The sequence below is a fragment of the Enterobacter sp. 3U4 genome (assembly GCF_057224565.1).
In genome coordinates this window covers 3,592,020-3,612,567 of sequence record NZ_CP136665.1, presented here as the reverse complement: position 1 = coordinate 3,612,567, position 20,548 = coordinate 3,592,020, and the positions used below count along the sequence as shown (strand labels likewise).

15 protein-coding genes and 6 pseudogenes are annotated in these 20,548 nt (G+C 46.1%); 14 read left to right on the top strand and 7 right to left on the bottom strand.

Annotated features, from left to right (window positions below; genetic code table 11):
- Positions 1-14: 14 nt before the first annotated feature.
- The 10 genes and pseudogenes from RVY89_RS17240 to RVY89_RS17195 all read left to right on the top strand — a co-directional run.
- Positions 15-293: pseudogene (locus RVY89_RS17240) on the top strand (PAAR domain-containing protein); the annotation flags it as partial.
- The gene (locus RVY89_RS17235) at positions 270-1,592 is read left to right on the top strand and encodes a putative adhesin (protein ID WP_484827952.1); all 1,323 of its coding nucleotides are present in this window, start codon (positions 270-272) and stop codon (positions 1,590-1,592) included. The pseudogene RVY89_RS17240 and the gene RVY89_RS17235, both read left to right, overlap by 24 nt.
- Positions 1,593-1,704: 112 nt before the next feature.
- On the top strand, positions 1,705-3,459 hold the full coding sequence (tssF, locus tag RVY89_RS17230; protein ID WP_484825983.1) for a type VI secretion system baseplate subunit TssF: 1,755 nt from the start codon (positions 1,705-1,707) through the stop codon (positions 3,457-3,459).
- Complete coding sequence (tssG, locus tag RVY89_RS17225; protein WP_484825982.1) at positions 3,423-4,508, top strand: type VI secretion system baseplate subunit TssG; 1,086 nt, start codon at positions 3,423-3,425, stop codon at positions 4,506-4,508. The genes tssF and tssG overlap by 37 nt, the downstream gene beginning before the upstream one ends.
- Positions 4,486-5,031, top strand: a complete 546-nt coding sequence (gene tssJ / locus RVY89_RS17220) for a type VI secretion system lipoprotein TssJ (protein WP_484825981.1) — start codon at positions 4,486-4,488, stop codon at positions 5,029-5,031. Before tssG ends, tssJ begins: the two co-directional genes overlap by 23 nt.
- Entirely contained in the window at positions 5,031-5,486 is a 456-nt protein-coding gene (gene tssE / locus RVY89_RS17215) for a type VI secretion system baseplate subunit TssE (protein WP_484825980.1), read from the top strand. Before tssJ ends, tssE begins: the two co-directional genes overlap by 1 nt.
- Positions 5,487-5,500: 14 nt before the next feature.
- Positions 5,501-5,971 (top strand): hypothetical protein, encoded by a 471-nt coding sequence (locus RVY89_RS17210; RefSeq protein WP_484825979.1) that lies wholly within the window; start codon positions 5,501-5,503, stop codon positions 5,969-5,971.
- Between the two features lie 121 nt (positions 5,972-6,092).
- Positions 6,093-6,491 carry a YdcA family protein gene (locus tag RVY89_RS17205; protein WP_484825978.1) on the top strand — a complete coding sequence of 133 codons (399 nt, stop codon included), beginning with the start codon at positions 6,093-6,095 and terminating at the stop codon, positions 6,489-6,491.
- A gap of 113 nt (positions 6,492-6,604) precedes the next feature.
- Positions 6,605-6,742: pseudogene (locus RVY89_RS17200) on the top strand (GIY-YIG nuclease family protein); the annotation flags it as partial.
- Between the two features lie 5 nt (positions 6,743-6,747).
- Positions 6,748-7,774: pseudogene (locus RVY89_RS17195) on the top strand (integrase core domain-containing protein).
- Positions 7,775-7,953: 179 nt separating this feature from the next.
- On the opposite strand, the gene RVY89_RS17190 reads toward RVY89_RS17195, so the two are convergent.
- Genes RVY89_RS17190 through fimA form a run of 6 tightly spaced genes read right to left on the bottom strand, consistent with a single transcriptional unit; the run spans position 7,954 to position 14,057 of the window.
- Positions 7,954-8,511, bottom strand: coding sequence for a fimbrial protein (locus tag RVY89_RS17190; protein ID WP_484825977.1), 558 nt, complete (start codon positions 8,509-8,511; stop codon positions 7,954-7,956).
- Between the two features lie 10 nt (positions 8,512-8,521).
- Positions 8,522-9,481 carry a fimbrial protein gene (locus RVY89_RS17185; protein WP_484825976.1) on the bottom strand — a complete coding sequence of 320 codons (960 nt, stop codon included), beginning with the start codon at positions 9,479-9,481 and terminating at the stop codon, positions 8,522-8,524.
- A gap of 38 nt (positions 9,482-9,519) precedes the next feature.
- Positions 9,520-12,144, bottom strand: coding sequence for an outer membrane usher protein FimD (gene fimD, locus RVY89_RS17180; RefSeq protein WP_484825975.1), 2,625 nt, complete (start codon positions 12,142-12,144; stop codon positions 9,520-9,522).
- Positions 12,141-12,848, bottom strand: a complete 708-nt coding sequence (locus RVY89_RS17175; RefSeq protein WP_484825974.1) for a fimbria/pilus periplasmic chaperone — start codon at positions 12,846-12,848, stop codon at positions 12,141-12,143. The genes fimD and RVY89_RS17175 overlap by 4 nt, the downstream gene beginning before the upstream one ends.
- A 17-nt stretch (positions 12,849-12,865) precedes the next feature.
- Positions 12,866-13,441, bottom strand: a complete 576-nt coding sequence (locus RVY89_RS17170; protein ID WP_484825973.1) for a fimbrial protein — start codon at positions 13,439-13,441, stop codon at positions 12,866-12,868.
- Between the two features lie 52 nt (positions 13,442-13,493).
- Positions 13,494-14,057: a type 1 fimbrial major subunit FimA gene (fimA, locus tag RVY89_RS17165; RefSeq protein WP_484827951.1), complete on the bottom strand. Its 564-nt coding sequence runs from the start codon at positions 14,055-14,057 to the stop codon at positions 13,494-13,496.
- Positions 14,058-14,399: 342 nt separating this feature from the next.
- On the opposite strand from fimA, the pseudogene RVY89_RS17160 reads away from it, so the two are divergent.
- From RVY89_RS17160 to RVY89_RS17145, 4 genes and pseudogenes are all read left to right on the top strand, one after another.
- Positions 14,400-15,590: pseudogene (locus RVY89_RS17160) on the top strand (reverse transcriptase domain-containing protein); the annotation flags it as partial.
- A 68-nt stretch (positions 15,591-15,658) separates the two neighbouring features.
- Positions 15,659-15,907, top strand: a pseudogene (locus RVY89_RS17155) (DDE-type integrase/transposase/recombinase); the annotation flags it as partial.
- A 224-nt stretch (positions 15,908-16,131) separates the two neighbouring features.
- Positions 16,132-17,208: an IS110 family RNA-guided transposase gene (locus RVY89_RS17150; protein WP_484825972.1), complete on the top strand. Its 1,077-nt coding sequence runs from the start codon at positions 16,132-16,134 to the stop codon at positions 17,206-17,208.
- A 16-nt stretch (positions 17,209-17,224) separates the two neighbouring features.
- Positions 17,225-17,503 (top strand): annotated as a pseudogene (locus tag RVY89_RS17145) (IS3 family transposase); the annotation flags it as partial.
- Between the two features lie 164 nt (positions 17,504-17,667).
- On the opposite strand, the gene RVY89_RS17140 reads toward RVY89_RS17145, so the two are convergent.
- Positions 17,668-19,185 (bottom strand): autotransporter outer membrane beta-barrel domain-containing protein, encoded by a 1,518-nt coding sequence (locus tag RVY89_RS17140; protein WP_484825971.1) that lies wholly within the window; start codon positions 19,183-19,185, stop codon positions 17,668-17,670.
- Positions 19,186-20,548: the final 1,363 nt, after the last annotated feature.

Sequence of the window (20,548 nt, the reverse complement as noted above, 5' to 3'; positions counted from 1 at the left end):
TAAAAGGAAAACATATGCCAGCAGAAGGTTTTTATCTGGTGCAGGGTGACAAAACGACCTGCGGCGGGAGAATTACCACGGGCGCAGAGGATCACACTCTGTTTGATAAACCTGTTGCCCGAGAGCAGGACAGTGTGACCTGCGGGAAGCATGCCGGATTATTCAGGATAGCCGGTGGCATCGACAACGATACCATACACGGCAGGCGAATGGCCGGAACCCTCGACAGCTACAGCACCTGCCCATGCAAGGCGAAGTTTATTCCGTCGATGATAAGTGACACTTATGAAAAAATAGCGAGTAATAATTACGGTTTAGAAAAACACCCTGCTAAACAGGCGCTATCTTTAGAGCCGGGGACTGATTCAGCAAATGTTCTGGCATCCAAATTTTATTTGGTAAAGCATAAGAATGCTTGCGGGGAACGGAAATTGATAGTGTTTTCTCACGGGGATTTCTCAGGTGAATGTCAATCCGTAAAAAGGCCAGGTAATCGCGCTGTTTATTATTTTACTCCGCATGGTTTTATTCTCTCATCAGTTAAAAATAAAGAGGGGGAGAATCTGATTGTGAAAAATTTAAATGCTTTTTATTTTCAGAGGTTAAATGTTGATGGTAATTGGTGTTTGGGGAGTGGATATAATGATGAGGTATATAACACCATTAAATCAGGGGCTGGGTTTTCTTCAGCATATGTACATCACAAAAAATCAATTGAGTATATAAATAATTACAACCTAAGAGCGCAAGATGTTTATAGCAAAGAGAATTTTCAACGCATAGTGGATAGTGTTAATAATGCTGAGGAAGAGGTGTTCGAGATACTAATGGTTGTACAGGATACGACCACTGAGGAGGCGCTTAATTATATATCTTGTATTGATATTGAAGGGGATGTGTATAAACATATATATTTCCATCACTGTCGATCGGAAAAATATGTTAACAATAAAAATTTGGATATTAATTTTTTACGGACTTTCTCTCCATTTTTTGCTGTTAAAGATAGAATGGATAGTTTGTGTATGTATCCAAACTCAGCATCAAAGTTGAGTTTGATTTATGCAATAAACAAAAATTATTTAACAAAAAAGCAAAAAGGACTACTTAATGCTTTTCTGTTTAAAGATAAAGGCCGATTCTATTCTAGCTTAATGAATTTTTTATATTCATTAATTATAAGGGGGGCGGAAGATTTTGAGGGGGGGGAGCAGTTGGAACTACAGCGTGAATATATTCTTTCTTTAAAGGATTTAAGCGGCGTTAAAACATATAAAGACTTGGTTGAGGAAATCAATAAATTGGAGTGTGATATGGCAAAAGAAATGCGCACCAGAGAGATTAATTATTCATCGATTCGATTTTATTTAGAGAGGCGAGTAGATGGAACTAAACGGGATAAACCTTTAGGGGGGGCATTTAAAATTAAAGGGTTTATCCTTGCGGGTGATGGATTTTTAGATTGGGGTAATGGAGGGAATAAACAGGCATTTAATGAGTTTATAAATTCAAAAGCACAATTTCAGAATGATGTTCGTCTTCACTTGAAATATATTAATTGCAAATTGGCAATGCTGAGAGGGGGAGTTTAAGGGCGCAAGCACATCAATTTTCATTGATAAGAAATAATATTTTTAATATGTGGGTGGTGTTTTTGGGGGCACTGTTAGAATGAGATTGCTATGTTAATTGCAAAGGTTATTTATGGATGATTTAACCTTACGTTATTATGACGCTGAAATGCGCTATCTTCTGGAAGCCGGTGAAGAGTTTGCTCGTGCTCACCCCGAGCAGGCGGCAATGCTCAATCTCGATAAAGCGGGCGCGCGCGACCCGTACGTGGAGCGTCTGTTCGAAGGCTTTGCTTTCCTGGTGGGGCGTCTTCGCGAGAAGCTTGATGACGATCTGCCAGAACTGACGGAAGGGCTGGTCAGCCTGCTGTGGCCGCATTACCTGCGCACCATTCCGTCGATGTCGGTGGTGGAGTTCACTCCTGACTGGCGTGAGATGAAAGAGCCGATGCGCATCGTCAAAGGCTTTGAGGTGAACTCGCGGCCGATCGGTGAGAAGGGCACGCGTTGCCGGTATACCACAACCAAAGAGATTACCCTTCAGCCATTGTCGCTTGAGAGTACCCGACTGGCGACCGATCCAGATGGCCGTTCGGTCATCACGCTGCGCTTTAACTGCAGTCATCTCGCCGACTGGAGCCGTGTCGATCTCAGCCAGCTCCCGTTCTACTTCAACGCAGATGCACCGTTGGCCTGCGCCATGCATGAGGCCTTTACCATGAACACGGCCCGCCTATGGTTGCGGATGCCGGGTTACATGGACAGAAGACCACTCGACGGGTATTTCACTGCGCTGGGTTTCGGCGACGACGATGACCTGTGGCCGAAGGGAAGCAGCAGCTTTAGCGGCTATCAGCTGCTGCTGGAGTACTTCACCTTCCGTGAGAAATTCATGTTCACAGGGCTGCGTGGGCTGGAGACCGTGGGCTTCCCGGCTGAGCTCCCATGGTTTGAAATCGACGTGGTGCTGGCGGAGCGCTGGGAGCATGATTTCAGCTTTACCGAAAAGCATCTGCGACTGAACTGTGTGCCGGTGATTAACCTGTTCCCGCTGGAATCCGACCCGCTGACGCTCAACTCCCTGCAGACCGAATACATGCTGCGCCCGATGCGCGTGCAGGATGGCCATACCGAGATATACACCGTCGATTCGGTGATGTCATCGAGCCAGCATATCTACGTGCCGTTCTCCAGCTTCCGCCACAAAGGCGGAATGATGCGCCATGAAGCCCCGGAATATTACTACCATACCCGCGTGCGCCGTGGCCCGTCGGGCCTGCATAACACCTGGCTTATCCTCGGCGGTGAAGCCTTTGATAACCACACCGTACCGGAAGACGAAAGCCTGTCGCTGACGCTTACTGGCACCAACGGCCAGCTGCCACGACGAGCACTGCAGAGCACGGTGCTTGATACGGTGATGAAAACCACCTCGGCCAGTATCGCCGTGCGTAACCTGTGTGCGCCGACATTGCCCTGTTATCCGCCAGCGCAGGACCGTTTCCACTGGCGCGTGCTGAGTCATCTCGGCAGCGGATTCCTGTCGATGATGGATAATGCCGATGTGCTGCGCGGTACCCTGGCACTGTACGAATGGACCGACAGCGAGATGAACCGCCGCCGACTGGAAGCCATTATTGACGTGAAGCACAGCGAAACCGAACGCTTTGAGCAGGGCTACCTGGTACGCGGTGTGCAGATTGAAGTGACGCTGGACAGCCACGGCTTTGCCGGGCGGGGGGATATCTGTCTGTTCGGCGAGATGCTGAGTCGCTTCTTTGCGCTCTACACCGATATCTATCTGTTTAACCGCCTGATTATCATCCTGCAACCGACCGGAGAGCGCCTGGAATGGGAAGAGAAGCACAACCGCCGCATTCCCGGCTGACCCCGCGGCTGGAGGCCGACCTTCACCGCATCAATTTTTATCGTTTATGTCAGTTACTGGAGAAAGAGAATCCGGACCGGCCGCTGATGGGCTCAACCAGCCATCCCGGTGACGACCCGGTGCGATTTGCACCACACCCCGGGATGGGCTTTCCGGCGAGCGAACTCAAGGCCGTGGAGTATGACGAAGAGGATGACAGTAAACCACCGCTCATCCGTACGACCTTTATGGGGATGTACGGTGTCGATTCCCCCTTACCAACGGCCTACCTGGATGACATCACCCAGCGTCGCGAAGGGCACGAGGCGCTTCAGGGCTTTCTGAATATCTTCAGCCACCGCATCCTGACACAGTTTTACCGCATCTGGCGTAAATACTCTTACCCGGCCACGTTTGAGCCCGGCGGCACAGACAGCATTTCGCAGTCGTTGCTGGGTCTGGTGGGGCTGGGCATTCCGGGCACCGCAGAGCACATCGCTACCCCGGTATCGCGCTTTCTGTCGCTGCTGGGCGTAATGCAGCAGCCAGGTAAAACCCAGGAAGGGATGCAGGCGCTGGTGAGCCTGCTGGCACCTGACACGACGGTGCAGGTGAGCCCGTACTGCCTGAGGCCGGTGGAGGTCAGTCAGCCGCTGGGCTTTTACGGCGATGACGATTTTCTTCTGGATGGCAACACGCCGCTGGGTGAAGAAGCGATGGATGCTAACAGTCAGCTGCTGATTGCCCTGTCCACCGATAACGAACAGGAATCACAGGGCTGGAAACCGGATGGTCTGCTGTATCAGGACTTTCTCGTGATGCTGCGTGTCTATCTGGGCTGGCGCTTTAAGGCAAAAATCACCCTGACTACCGCCACCCGTCTACTGGCCGCGCCGCCCCTTGGCGAAGGCCCATTCTGGCTGGGGATGAATGGCGTGCTGGGCGCGGAAGACGAAGGTCTCCTGGACGATATCCCGCAGACCTATACGACCGAACTGGGCTATTACACCGGCCTGCAGCCCGCGACACTACAACAAGGAAACCGACGTGTTACGTACAAGTTTGATTAAACCCGCGTGCTGGCTGCCTGCACTGCTGGCATTCAGCCTTGCAGGCTGCGGGGCGACGCAAAGCATCACCGATGGCACCAAATCAGCATTTAACGCCGTGTTCTACAAAAAAATTAAGGTGCTGCACCTGGATTTCACCGCCCGTGAGGCGCTTAACACCGATTCACGCGAGAGTAACTCGCTGTCCGAGCCGGTGGTTATCCGTGTCTGGCAACTGAAAGACCGCAAAATCTTCGACAAAACGGTCTACCAGCAGCTGCTGAAAGGCGGGGAAACTATTCTGAAGGCTGACCTGCTGGCCACCCGCGATGTCGTGGTGAAACCTGGCGGGGATGCAAATCTTGATATGCCCATGGAAGAAGATGCGCAGTTTGTCGCCGTGGTCGGGTTGTTCCGTCACCCGGATATGGTCAACAACACCTGGAAGCTGGTGATAGGGCGCGAAGACCTTGACCCGGATAAGCCGCGCATTCTGGAAGCCGGTAACAATCATCTTACGCTGCAACCTCTAAAGGACGACTGATGCCCCAGGGACACAACACACCTTCACTGTATGAAATGCTGACCGGCAACTTTACCGGCGGCCTCGATCTTCATCAGGTCAGTGAACAAAATCAGATGATTTTGTCCGTGCTCGATAACATGCAGCGCGTCCTCAACTGCCGTGCCGGCACGCTGGCGCATCTGCCGGACTACGGTCTGCCGGATATGACCAAAATCCTGCAGGGGATGCCGGGTACCGCCCATGAGCTGATGGGCACCCTGTCTGCTGTCCTGCTCAAATATGAGCCACGCCTGAAAAAAATTACGGTCGTCCTGCTGGAGCAGAACGTCCCCGGCGAGTTGCGTTATGCCATTGATGCTGAGCTTAAGGGGATTGGCCTCGTACGCTATGGCACCGAGTTTATGCCCGAGGGACGAGTGTTGCTGAGACACCTGAAGCAACAGCAGTATCTTGACACCGCAACCCGTATGTAAGGCCAGAGAGCATCATGTCAGTAAAATCACAGTTTCTCGATAAATTGCAGGCCCGACAACCTGCTCCGGCTTCATCTGTCAGCAAGACTCAGGCTGATATTGCTGAGTTTCGCCTCCGAATGGCACAGCTTCATGAGCAGATGGACGCGTGGCTGGTGGGTACCGGACTGAATGTGGAGACGCACAATACACCTGTTACGGACCTGCTGGTGGAGGGGGGAGCTTTTGATATTACCGCCCTCGTTCTGCGTATCGACGACCGGTCCGTAAAATTTGTGTCGGCGTTCCTTTATGGTCAGGGTGTGACCGGGTGCGTGGAGGCGACTTTCCATGATGGGAGGCGTACGACTTCACTGGGACGTTTATTCATGCGGTCAGGAATGGTGAACAACTGGACCTTTATTCCGCCTGGTGTTTTATCCCGGCCAGGGCAGGGTTTTGATGAGAGCACTTTTTTTGGTTTGATTATGGCGCTCCTTCCATAGCGGTGCCGGAATAAGTAATAGTTTGTTTGCCTGCCTGTCATTGCATAATTACCTGGAGAAACAGTTAATGGCTGACGGAGAGCAGAGCCACAAAATAGCGAAATAAATCACGGATATGGAAATGAGAAAATTAATCTTTCTTTTGGTCTCAGGGATACTATTTTCGACACAGGCTGAAGCAGCGCGTGGAAGGCAGCCCTGCTCAGGTTCAAAAGGCGGTAAAGCGTACTGTACATCGGATGGCCGCTTTGTCTGTAATGACGGGAGTCTGAGTCAGTCGAAGCGATTCTGCCCCGGATATGGTTCCTCAGAAACCAGCAATCCGGTAAGTCCGTCTACCTCTACTCGCAAAGCTAAGACGAAAAAAGTGACAACTGCGAAAAAGCAGGAGCCGCAGAGTGTCGCAGAAAACGACGAATCGGTCAGCACCCAACCCCGACAGCCCACATGCGCTCCCCTCTACATGGCCAGCAAGCCCGGATACACTCATTTACCGATTTGCTCAGGAAATCAGTATTAATTTGATATGACAAAGATTTTATTTCCATTATTCAGATTAAATTGTCAGGATAAAAATAAGAAAAGAAAGAAATAAAACATGGCACGAAGAAAAAAGATGACAATGCAGCGGGTATTATTCTGGTTATTATTGGCGTCGTTGCCTGGGGTATTTATGTTGCGGTAAGAGCATTAATCAATATTAATGAGCGATTTATTGAATCTGTGTCGAATCCGGCCGGAATTATCGGTCTGTTCTTTGGCTTTCCGACGAGCAGATCATTAATATCCTCCTCGAGGCGTAAGTCGAGGCCTCAGCCCCTTAGCTCTGCCGTAAGCACTTCATTTCCGACGCCACTTTTTACACCAGGTGTAAGAAGTATGGCGGTATGGATGTGCCCAAGATTAAGCACCTGAAGTCGCTTCAGGAAGAGAACTCCTGACTCGAGAAACTGCTTGCCAAAGCCATGCTTGATAAGGAGGCACTTCAGGTGGCTCGGGGTCGAAAGTACTGACGACAGACCACAGGCGGGAAGCCGTTGAGTTTATGTGTGATGCAACCGGTCTTTCGCAATGTCGTGCCTGCAGGCGTTTTGGCTACCGCCGCATCTGGCAGTTACTGCGCTGTGGAGGTCTGCATGCTAATTACAAGTGCGTGTACCGCCTTTGTCATCTGAGCTGACAGGGGGTAAACGCGGACGATGTCGTAAAGGGCTGGCAACAAAACGTCTGCCGCTACTCCACCTGGTGGCACCCAACCTGACCTTGTCGATGGATTTCGTCATGGATGCGCTGGCCACCGGTCACAGGATCATGTGCCTGACCTGTGTGGACGACTTCACGAAGGAGTGCCTTACAATTTCCATCGCATTCGGGATTTCAGGCGTTCAGGTCACGCGAATTCTTGACAGCATTGCTCTGTTTCGAGGCTACCCGGCGGCGATAAGAACTAACATGGGGCCGGAGTTCGCTGGTCGCTCACTGGATCAGTGGACCTTTGAACATGATGTTGAGTTACGCTTAATCCAGCCGGGCAAGCCCACACAGAACCGATTTATTGAGAGTTTAAATGGACGATTTCGCGATGAATGTCTGAATGAGCCCTGGTTCAGCGATATTCTTCATGCCCGGGTAATAATGAATGACTGGCGGCAGGATTACAACGAGTACCGTCCACATTCAGCACTGAATTATCAGACACTATCAGAGTTTGCAGCACGGTGGAGAAATGAAAAAGATGAAGGTAATCAGTTCGATATTACTAACTGGAGGTTGGGTGTAACCCTGGCGGCAGGTCATATGTGACATGAAAGTTACCTCGCGTTTTGCATAAATATTCGAGATCCACATAAAAAAACAATGACCCTGTCAAAGTGATGTGTAAGTTCAATTTGTGACTAATAAAATTAAACTGTTGCATTAAAGATATATATTTATACCAAAGCTCAACCATTTATTAACCGAACATCAATATAAGCGAATGTTCAATCATAAGTTAGCATGAATTCACTGTCTGCAAATGCAGATCCTGCAGTTGGTTCTGAAACTGGATTATATCTTGCAAAATATTGCAGTAAAGCTTCACCATTTGCATCTACATTTATGCGTGATGATATTTTATTTAGAGGAATACGCTTTTTATCCTTGTCCATAATTTCTACCGCAACCCCTGTCGCGGTACTACTCCCATTAAGGGATAGCAATGAACTATCTATTTTATTCGGAGTTCCATTAAATGTGATAGAGATTCCACTTCCCGTACATTGGCTCAAATGAATGCTGAAGGGGATTGTATCAGAATGTCCACCAGGATAATAAAGTTGCTTGTTTGTCCAGTCACCAAGTTCAACCGTTTTGTTAACATCCGATGGTTCAACAGTACATGCAAGACTAACGATATTACCAGTAAGTCTTATATTTACGCTAGCTAATAAACCGGATACAGCATTGCTATTGAAAAATGGAAGAGCAATGATAATAGATAGATACAATATTTTTTGTTGAAACTTCATACGGAGTTGGCCATTGTAATTCACACGCATGATAGATTCCTTAGTCAAAATCGACGCGAAGATAGCCTTCAGATGTAAAGATTCCTTCACTGGGTTTATTTCCTGTAATACTAACAGGCCATGCAGTTATGCCGACCGCGGATTCAGCATTTTCATCAAGAGTAAATTTTAAACTACTATTTATGTCATTTGGCGTTAGTGGGTTACCTTTACCGTCAGCAACTACAAAACCTACATCGGGATTATCAGATATCATCGCATTACCAGATGCTTGTTCGCTTTCCAAACGTAATGATAATGTTGCCTGAGCATCAATATTTTTACATTTTATACCCAATGTCCTACTTTGAGGTGAGATTCCTGTAGGTTTATTCCCGGCTCCAGCACTAGAGAATGCCAAAGGGCCAATATTTCCAAAATCTATGGTGATAACAGCTCCTGCGTTGAGCTCACAACTTTGCGGGACAGTAATTCTTCCAGAATAACTGATTTGATATATTATATTTTCTAAAGGGTCAGTAGGCTCTGTTGTTGCATAGACGTTGAATATCACTTTTGGAGGAATGATAACAGATCCAACAAAAGGAGTTAACACCTTCACCTTGAGAGTCAAGTTAGAATCCTTTACCTGAAACGGACATCCCGCCTTAACACAAAAATCATCACCCATATGAACATAATCTGCCGGGGGATAAAACTCTCCTGCTGCTGGATCTGATATTTTCATGGCAGCTGAAAGATAATCATTTAATTTAAAAAATTTATAATTCCCATCGGACTGTAAAATTTCCGCATCCGTCTTATAGCTACGATAAGTTGTATTGTCACCATTCTGATCATGATCACATTTTGCGAAAATAGCCTTATCAGGGTTTGCGACAATTTCAAAAGTCTCACCGACATCATTTTGCATCGAATTTAAATTGCTAGTCAAATCATAGCTAATCAATTTTGAACCAGAATGATAAATGCATTGCGATGCTGATGTATTTACAGACATCAACAATACGCATATTGAAGCAATCATTAGACAATAATTCATAAATTTATAGCGCCTTTACATTCAATGATCTTTTGAACTATAGGTAAATCTTGACTTGATTTTGGTAAATGATATGTTGCAACACATTTTTCATCAATGCTTTTACCCCAAGAGACATGTATTTCGCCGCTTAACGGAATGCCGGTAAAGTAGATTTGTCCGTCTTCATTTACGATATTTGAATTACTTGAATATTCCTCTAATCCAGTTGCACCAAATGGAATGCGATGATTATTTTTCACAAGTGTAAATAAAGCTCTTATACCTGTGCGTGCTTTATACTTAGCTGTGACAATTGCACCTTCAGTAGGAACAACGGTTTGTACATTATTTTCTAAATCAGTATGCGAATCTAAGCTGCTTACATCAAGTGCAATTCTATTACGACGATAGGCAGTCGCGTAAGGAACTACTGCATATCCACGCCAGTCAGTACTGATTCCACTCTGGTTTTCTACCTTAACATATTTGGCTCCCGGAGCTTTGATTAAAACATTAGTATCACCTAGCGATTGACCAAATGTTAAACCATTAGCATGTACAACAACACTTCCAGATGCTCCCCAGTTTAGAAAATTTGTGACTTTACTGCGGCTATATCCTATATTGACAGTACTTGTGCTTGTCTGCAAACGTACATTCATATTGCGACTATCACCATATTCACTATTATTGTTTTGCATAAAACTGTAACTTAAGTCATTATGCCATAACGAACCGCTGAACCCGGTTTGTATTACACTTACATTATCTTGGTTTTTACTCATCGAAGAGGATAAATACATGCTATTTATAGCTTGCTCCTCAGGCCACTTTTCACCCAGCCAAAAACCAAATGGAATCGAAACATTAAATGATAACTGGCTATTAGTACCGCGGATGCCATAGGTCTTACTTTTTGAAAATGATAAATTATAGCTGGCATTTTTCCAGCTGCTTGAAAAACCAGCCTGGACCCATTTATCTTCACCAGAATCATTCCAGTAATTTTGCTGGTTTCCTGATATATAAATAGTACCATAGTTTCCCAAGCGCTGAGATAAATTGATTTGTAGTCGTCCTTTTTTATTCCTATAAAGGTTATGATAATTTACAGGTTTATCCTCCAATCCTGTGTCGCCGATATTTTCCCAAGAATATTGATATCCTTGCATGTTGTCCCATGCAACTTCGTCGAATGTGTAAAAGCCTCCAGCTGAGTATCTGTACCCTGAAAGTTGAATGCTTGTCCCGGCATTATTGATAGATTTAGAATATCGAATCCTTAGTGATTTGCCTAAATGCTCACTCTTGTCAATCAATCTACTATTAGTGACTGTTAAATCTGACGACACAGCACCAAAATCACCAAGGTTACGGCCCAAACCTATAACTGCAGCCTTGTAATTTTTAGCTAATTGTATACCACCATAAATAGTTAAGCCATTATCAAGGCCTTGCCCGAAGTTGCTTTGGATAAAAACAGGAGCTGTCTTATTTGAAGATCCACTTCGGAAGCGCCCGGTAATAAATTGATACTTTAATTTACCTGCACGCTGTAATAGAGGAACAGTAGAGTAAGGAACTATAATTTTTTGAATATCTCCGTTGTCTCCTTCGATTTCTACGTTCAAATCCCCGCTCGATGTAGTCGGGTTGAGGTCAGTTATTTCAAAAGCTCCAGCTTGCACGACACTCCTGTAAATGATATATCCATTTTGGCGAACTGTTACCTTAGAATGGTTCGTCGCAATGCCGCGAATTGTTGGGGCATAACCCTGTTGACTATCTGGATACATTGATTCAGCTGAATATAACCGAATGCCCTGAAATCCAAAGCTATCAAACACACCTGATTCGCTATTACTATCACCTATAATGATTTCACTTTTCCAAGGGATAATTGCTCGCTGTACATATGCAGAGATATTTTGCCAATACTTTTTTTTGTATCCATTTTTGTAATCTATGTCATTAAACGTACCTATGTGTCGTAATCTCCAGGCACCTAAATTAACTCCATCATTTAGATAAAAGTATGTACTGTTCTCGGAATTTGAACGAACCTCTGATATATTATAGTTAATGAGTCCTGCATTAATTCCTTCATCCCATTCACGAGTGGGGATATAGCCGCGAACATTATTTTGAAAAGATGCCTGAGGAAAATTTAGTAACAGCTTTTGTTCCGAAAATACAAATCGTGATGTTGAACCTGGATAATATTTTCCAATATTGACACATTCTGTGTTGTCGATATGTTTTTTGTTTGTTAAAAAACCAACATTAATGCCCAAACGAACTAGCATTTTAACTGTCAAACATGGTCTTAAACCAGAGTCATCAAAAGATTTACTCTTTATATATCCATTATTGGATGTACTTTCATCCGCTTCAAATTTCACATCAGCAGTAGTAACAAACTCATCATTAACCCAAAGATCAACCCTATATACACCCGGGGCTTGTCCTAAACCATTTTCGAATCGAGATAAATCCGCTACAGTGGTTCCATTTTTTGAAAGAAATAGCGGATTAAACCAATCAGCCGCAACAGCATTTAGCGTTAACCCTTCAATTACAATTAGTGTAATTAAATTGAGTCTTAATAATTTTGGGGGGGTTATTGAAATAACGTTCATTTTTCTTGTTGCTTTGATCCTGAAAAGCCAGTACGTACTGTTGACAATGCTCCGTAATCATTAATTGTCTGAAATTTAACATCTCCATTGCCACTATGTAGTTCAATATTGGTTTCACTCATTGGTGAAACCATCGTGTTTGCTATTTTTTCTTTGTCAATGGATATATTCACTAAAGTTTGGTAGTATGGTGTCGGATTAATAATAGTTAATTTTTTATTCTTTATCTTGAAATCAAGGTGATTGATTGCATCTACTTCACTAATACTTAAATCCTGAGGTCTCATAAATAATTTAATACGAGATAAAATAGCTAGCTGAAGAGTGTTTTTGTTTTTTAACGCAACTGGGTCGATTGAAGGTATAGCTTTGACGTTAACCCAAAATACTTTTTCTCTGTCTTTTGGTAAAACTGGCCCCATATACAAAATTCTCAGTGTGTTTTCACTCAGTGGAGCTGATAAAAATAATGGTGGGGTAATGACAAAATCTTTTGTTTTTTTTCCTGAGTTGTCTTCAACCCATGCCTGAATAAGAAATTTTTCATGTGCATTAGTGTTTGTGATAGGTAGGGTTGCCTGTGAGGTTGACTCATCGTAAATAACACGAGTTGCATTTAATCCAATTCCACCTGCAATCGCAGAAATAGGGTTTATCGTATAGAAGGTAATAAGAGTAAATATAAGTTGTGTATGTGGTTTCATGTGTGTTTTTAATTAACTCAAACATATGCCATACGAAATAATACTTCAGTGTATAATGAGGTATTATTACCAGATTCAGAGTAAGTACGGTAAAATGCAGAAAACGAACAAGCAATGCTATTCTCGTGGGGAATAAGTATTGTGGTTAATGAGTTATTAGGTGAAACAAGTCTATTATTGTCATCAAATATGATTAAGCCGACGTTACTGATTGTACCGATGTTTTTACTTTCTAATTTCATGTGTTTTCTTGATGTTACCAAGAATGCTTCGGGATCTCTTGGATCAGAATGTCCATTGATATATATTTGCATATTTTTAGCAACAACTGCAGTGCAGTCTGTCAAATAAATTGAAAAAGGAATATGTAATGATGAAGTACTATCTTTATTCTTAAAAGTTTGCGTTATAGTTTTCTCCATATTAACGTGCATATCATCACTTCTGGATGAAACAATGCATCCATTTTCAGTTAAAGAACCTATGAATTTAATTTTCCCACTTGTAAATGAGTCTGGGCTGTTATTTGCCATTCCGTCAAAAACCATAAGATTAAAGCTAGCGGTATAAGCACGCAATAGCAGATGTGGCATCTCATGGCTAATCCTTAAGAAAGCGCCCGATAGGGCACTTTCTCGAATAATGTCATTGATATTGCATAATGAAAATAGCATCAGCATTTGCTTGACCAGCTGTTGGATTAGCCACTGTTGATACATATTGGGATTTGAAATTAAGTATATTTTCACCATTAATCAATGAATGCGGAGTAGAGAAGGTATTCCCATCTGGTGGTACTACAGAAGATTTTTCATCTAGAATCTGAATACCTACACCTGTTGCACTTTGGCCATTCCCACCGGCAGAGTCGACAGCCAGAAGTGATGGTTGTGTCTTATCAGCAACACCCGAGAATGCAACTGCAGCAGTACTGGCAGTTTCTGTGTCACAATCTTCAAGCTTAATGGTGAATGGATGAGCTTCAGATTTATCACCAACAGCTTTAAATAGATGTAAAGGGTGCTGACCCAAGTCGACAATTTGATCCGCACTATCTGTACTAACAGAGCAGGCCGCATCGACAAGACTTCCCTTAAAGTGGATAACCCCTCCATTGACTGTTACTGTAGAAGAAGGAGTCGTTTCCGCGCCATATGAATAACCGGCTGTAACTGCGATCATTGTAATTAAAAATTTATTGATTTTCATTTTAAAACCTATTGTATTAGATACAAAAAATCCAGCCATTTAATGTCAAAGCCGGAACTTGCCACTTTTAATAGCCAGCAGCAAAGACAAACATTACGAGTGCTTTCTTAGTATATTCATTTGTTGTCTGTTAACCAGATTATAATTGTAATAATGGATTCTACGAACACACAGTATATGAAAGTGGTACGAATAAAAATGCAATGCATCAGAGTGTAGTTTTGCGATAAAATCACAGTGCTAGCAATATCCAAAATGCGTATTTTGCTATTTGTCTAAAATATTGCAATTTGTGAAGCTGTTAAATTGCCAATTAAGTAGTAGAAATGTTAATTTGATTTTATGCCAGCCAGACGGGTTTATATTCCTAAAAGCAACTGCAAACTGCGACCTCTGGGTATCCCCACGTTGCGGGATCGTATTGTTCAGCGGGCCACGCTGATGGCAATGGAGCCCATCTGGGAGAGTGATTTTCATGCGCTCTCGTATGGCTTCCGGCCTGAACGCAGTGTCCATCATGCGATCCGCACGGTGAAGTTACAGCTCACCGACTGCTGATGAAAGCCCTCCGCCGCAGGGTCAGTGACGCCCGCTTTATGAGCCTGTTGTGGAAAACCATCAAGGCCGGGCATGTTGATGTCGGTCTCTTTCGGGCGGCCAGTGAAGGCGTGCCACAGGGCGGGGTGATCTCGCTGTTGCTATCGAACATCATGCTGAATGAGCTCGATCAGTATCTGCATAAACGCTACCTGAGTGGAAAAGCCCGAAAGGATCGCTGGTACTGAAATCACAGTATCCGGCGGGGCCGAAGTACTGCGGCCAGAGAAAACTGGCAATGGAAACCCGCGGTAGCGTACTGTCGGTATGCCGATGACTTCCTGCTTATCGTCAAAGGCACTAAAGCGCAGGCGGAAACCCTCAGAGAAGAATGCCGAAGCGTGCTCGAAGGCAGTCTGAAACTCAGGCTGAACATGGATAAGACTAAAATCACCCATGTTAATGACGGCTTCATCTTTTTGGGTCAACGGATCATCCGTAAACGCAGTCGTTACGGCGATATGCGGGTGGTATCGACGATCCCGAAGGAGAAAGCCAGAAACTTCGCCGCGTCACTAACGGCACTGTTATCAGGCAATTACAGTGAAAGCAAAATCGATATGGTTGAGATGCTCAACCGAAAATTGAAAGGCTGGGCTGCGTTCTGTCAGTTCGTTGATTTTAAGGCCAGCGTGTTCAGTTATATCGACCGTGTGGTGTTCTGGAAGCTGGCTCACTGGCTGGCCCGAAAATACCGTAAAGGTATCGCATACCTGATGAGGTGTTGGTGTAAACCACCGAAACCGGGTCAGAGTAAAACGTGGTTTATATTTCCACGGTAAGCTCAACGGTGAAATCCTGTACCGGCTGGTAGGGCAAGGCAAGAAGCTGTTCCGCTGGCGTCTGCCTGAAGGTAACCCTTACCTGAGGACCGAAGCCAGAAACACCTATACATCGCGCTACACTGAAGTGGCAATGGCGTTCGCCAGTGTTTAAATGGAGAGCCAGATGCACAGAAAGGCGCACGTCCGGTTCGGAGAGGAGAGGCAGGGAAATAGTCCGACTACGTCCTGCCTCTTACTCTACTCCGCACCTGGCAGGGCTGGCTGTATCTGGCGGTGGTCATCGATCTCTTTGCCCGTAATGTGGTGGGCTGGTCGATGAAACCAACACTGTCACGCGAGCTGGCACTGGATGCGTTGCTGATGGCGGTCTGGCGGCGTAAGCCTTCAGAAAACGTCATTGTGCACAGCGATAGTAATAATGCCGGTGTCAGTCTTTACCACCACTCAGTTTGCCGTTTAACCCGATTGGTGTGATTACTGATGCAGTGAAGACCTTCCCGTATCCTGACTCACACAGCGATCGACCTTTTGTGTCCTGCCCTGGACCCGTCGGTTGCCGGAAGCGCCTTCATGCAAGGCATCTCCTCACCGGTGCGCGTGACTCAAGAAGGGCCTGACGGCTTGTCTCGTTACTGTCCTGTCCGGGTTATCTGTCTGGAGATTCAACTCTGTTTCCTCACAGGAGCTCTGTCATGGCTGATAAAGTTACCGAAGCCGCCGTTGTGGGTGGCATGGATACACATAAAGATCTGCACGTTGCCGCTGTCGTTGATCAGAACAATAAAGTCCTGGGGACCCAGTATTTCGCCACAACACGACAAGGTTACCGGCAGATGCTGGCATGGATGACCTCATTTGGGGCATTAAAGCGAATTGGTGTTGAGTGTACAGGCACCTATGGGTCAGGTCTGCTTCGCTATTTGCAGAATGCTGGGTTAGAAGTCCTTGAAGTGACCGCACCTGACCGGATGGAACGACGCAAACGGGGTAAAAGTGACACGATTGATGCTGAGTGTGCTGCTCATGCCGCATTCTCCGGAATAAGAACCGTCACACCCAAAACGCGTAATGGCATGATTGAGTCTCTTCGGGTGTTAAAAACTTGCCGCAAAACAGCGATATCGGCCCGAAGAGTCGCTCTCCAGATTATCCATTCCAATATTATCTCTGCCCCGGATGAATTACGTGAACAGCTCAGAAATATGACGTGCATGCAGCTCATCAGGACTCTGGGATTCTGGAGACCAGATGCCAGTGAATACCGCAATGTTACCAACGGTTATCGCATTTCATTGAAGTCCCTCGCCCGACGCTATCTCGAATTACATGACGAAATCGCTGATCTGGATGTCATGATGGCGGCTATTGTCGATGAGCTGGCACCTGAACTGATTAAACGTAATGATATTGGATACGAAAGCGCTTCGCAGTTGCTGATCACTGCCGGAGACAATCCCCAACGGTTAAGATCCGAATCAGGTTTTGCGGCACTTTGTGGTGTCAGCCCGGTTCCTGTCTCTTCTGGAAAAACGAACCGTTATCGACTTAATCGGGGTGGAGATCGTGCTGCAAATAGTGCACTTCACATCATCGCTATCGGACGTTTACGAACTGATGCAAAAACAAAGGAATATGTTGCCAGACGAGTAGCCGAGGGGCATACAAAAATGGAAGCAATCCGATGCCTGAAGCGCTATATCTCACGTGAAGTATATTCGCTACTGCGTAATCAAAACAGGCTGGTCAACAGTATCCCGATAACGGCTTGACTCTTAGAAGGGCGTCCAGGGTAGTCAGTACGGCAGCGACGACTGGCAGCGCTTCTGCCGGGCCAATAACCTGGCCCCGAGCATGAGCCGGCGTGGCAACTGCTGGGATAATGTGGTGGCCGAATCGTTCTTCACTTCACTGAAAAAAGAACGCATCAGGAAGCGGATATATAAAACCCGGGACATGGCCCGGGCGGATATCTTCGATTATATTGAAGTGTTCTACAACCGTAACCGACGCCACAGCCATCTCGGTGGCGTCAGCCCGGAGGCCTTTGAACAGGCCTCGTCGTGAGGACAGAATTTGTCTACGGGCGTGGGGTCAGTCCAATCTTTACCTCCTGTTTCTTCTCCATTAGCTCACCGGAGCATACGGCCACAGCCGAACTTTATTTCCAGCAAAAAGGGCCCATGATAACCATGAGCCCGGATTTCACTTCACTGCAGCTAGGTCAGCGCTTACCAGGTATAGCTCAGCCCGGCATTCAGCTGCCACGGGTCTTCCTGATTGTGACCCTTCGCATAGTTCGCGCCCGCGTACACACCCAGCGACTTCGTCAGCTTCGCATCCACACCCGCCCCGACAATCCCGCGGGCACCACCCACGCTGTCATCAATACGCACACCGTTGATGTCCATGCTGTTGCTGTCCTTCAGCTCCTTCTCCGCAGCCAGATGGATGTACGGTTTCACCTGAGTGCCGTTGTTAAAGCTGAATGCGGTACCCACGTTCACGCCACCTTCAGCCCGAAGAGAGCTGTAGCCGCTGTCCTTTGCGTGCAGGCCATTAGACAGAGCGTAGTCCACCCCACTGTAGTGCTGGTAGGAGACTTTCGCATACGGCTCCACATACAGATGTTCGCTCTGTGCCCAGTGATAGCCCGCCTTCACTGAGCCGCCCACAGCATTCGTACGATAGTGGCCATTTGAGCGTCCACCGTCCACAGAGGTGACGTCCACGCTGTTCTTCAGACGGGAGGCCTTCACTGTGGTATCCACAAAGAGGCCGTTGTTCATGCGATATGACGCATAGGCAGAGGCCCCGTAGCTGTCGAGTCTGCCGCCCACATCACCGACATCATGCACGTTCATGTCAGAGGTACCGCGCATCAGGGCACCGCCGAAGAGCCAGTTACCGCTGTCAGTGGTGATACGGGTGTCGGCACCCAGCATAGCCCCGTGGGTGGTCTGGTCATAGGCAGAGCTTGCACCGTCCATCAGCTGGCGGTGGCTGCCGCCGTAGTAACTGCCCCAGACACCGGCGATGTCCTGTGCGATGCCGGTGCGGCGTTCGTTGTCCATACGCAGGTTAAGGGCATCATCCTCATCGCGCCACAGGTTGGTGGCCGCGGCACGGGAATCCACAACGGCCTGGGCGCCGGTAGAAAGGGTTGGATGAGATGGCTTGCCCGGGTTACCCGGGTTGTCAGGATTGCCCGGAGTCACCGGGTCCTTGCCGTGTCCCGGGTCGGTCGGGTCAGCAGGAACGTTCGGGTTATCAGGGTTGTCAGGATTACCCGGAGTCACCGGGTCTTTATCGTGCCCCGGGCTGTCCGGGTCAGTAACCATGGCATCAGCATCACCAAGGATAACATCGGTGGAGCCGTCATCATTTTTAACTTCAGTGGCCCGATAGCGGTAGACACCGACATCAGACAGAAGACCATGGAAGGTTGCACCGGTACCGTTATCCACATGAATAATGGTATTACCGTGCATGTCACCGGCCTCACCACTGGTGGAGGAGGCCAGACCGGCATTAAAGCTGCCTGTTGCTGTTTTGGCGGTCAGGATATAGGCCTTACCGGCATCCGCATTCCAGTTAGAGAGAATGGTGCCGTCGAGGTCTGCGATGCCGGAGCCGGCATTACGGCTGCTGCCGTCAGTGGAAGGGATGGAGTCATACAGGGTATCCGTGGAGATATCCCCACCCGTCATGTTGATGGTGCTGCCACCCGCGAGGCCCAGGTCGCCCACAAAAGAGGAACCTGTATTATCCCAGACACTGAAATGGTCTAAGTTTACTGCTAATGATGATATACCTTGATATGGGTTATTAATACTGCCAGTCACACTTGAGTCATCAATAATGATTTCATTATTACGGCCTTGAGTTATATCGCCTAAAATAATATCACCAAAAATCTGTGAGTGATTATTGATGCTTATATTGATATCGTGATTAGTGGCGCTAATAGCAGTACCTGGTGAGTCGACAATAGAACCATCAATGATGATTGATTTGTCGCCATCAGTGCCCTCTATCGTAGATGGATCGCCATCAAGGCTTATGCACGCACTGTTTAGATCTCCATTCGCACACGTGATTCTAGAGTTATTTTCAATAATTAGTTTGTTGTTTATTCCGAAGAGCAAAACTGCCTGCAAACTGCTGCTGATAGTTGAATCATCAATAGTCATTTGAGCATTGTCACCAACAATTTTTATTCCATAGATTTTATTTGTATTAGAAAAGCTGGAAACTTTACTGTCTTTGATTAGAACTTGAGAGTCTATCCCATCAACGTAAATTGCGTAGCTGTTTGAAGATATTGTTGAGTTGCTGATAGATAATTTACTATTATCGCCATTAATTTTTATAGCTGTAGAAGGGAAATCATCGGAGAAACTATTGCCACCATTACCATCAGCAGTAATAGTACTCCCATCCTTAATATCAATGCTGCTATTGTCACCCTCCAAATAAAGACCTCCTCTTCCTGAAACTGAAGAGTGCTCAATATATATTTTTGAATCGGTGCCGTTAATATCAATGGTTTTTCCTTTATTATAAACCGCATTCTCCCTACCATTGATATTACTATTATTAGTAATAACTAGTGAAGTGTTATTACCGGATACGGTAATGGCTGAGCCATCATCATTGTTGCCTGCATTGATGGTGGAGCCATCGATAGTCAGTGAATCATCACCTGACAGGGTGATTCCATTGTCAACTGTCTGGCCTGAGATGGTATCAAGTACAGTCAGTGGATTAACGGGTGTTGCTGACACCGACGAAAGGGCATAGCCGGGATAAATCACACCGCAGACAAGGACTGAAATCGCGCTTTTTTTAAGGTAGTGCATGAAATAACTCTCGGAGATAAAAAGAAAGATAGGCAGGAATGTAATATTCGTTGCCATTGTGGGCGAATTATAATCAGAAGCGTAGAGTGGTCGAAGTATGTGGATTGGTGATTTTAGTTATTTAACTCAACATCATGCGCTCGGGAAGGGGGGCGTAAGTGGCAGGGGGGGGGGGAAGAGGCTGAATTTATTGTGCTATTTTTTTTAATTTTCATTTTCACGCAAGTGAAAAAAATGGATTTGTAGAAAA